The following is a 243-nucleotide window of genomic DNA, read 5'->3' as shown; positions in this document are numbered from 1 at the left end:
TCTATTTTTTCCAGTATAGCCCCTAAGCCTGCATTTTTATAGGTTAATACACCGCCAATACCTAATAAAAATCCCATATCTATAATTTGTTGTGCCGATTCGTAATTGCCACTAAAACAATGGAAAATACCCTTCAAACCCTTTTTAGCAAAGGGCTTCACACATTCAATCGTTTCCTGCATGGCATTACGGGTATGAATTACGATAGGCAGCTGATGATCTAACCCCCATTGCATCTGTTGT

General features: G+C 38.7%; 1 protein-coding gene. It reads right to left on the bottom strand.

Features of this window, described 5'->3' with window-relative positions; translation table 11 throughout:
• On the bottom strand, window positions 1-243 hold a 243-nt coding region (locus CWC14_RS18810; RefSeq protein WP_171036907.1), incomplete at both ends, for a TatD family hydrolase.

It is taken from the genome of Pseudoalteromonas sp. S3260 (assembly GCF_005886925.1).
GTDB lineage: Bacteria > Pseudomonadota > Gammaproteobacteria > Enterobacterales > Alteromonadaceae > Pseudoalteromonas > Pseudoalteromonas tetraodonis.
This window is presented reverse-complemented; position numbering and strand designations above follow the sequence as displayed.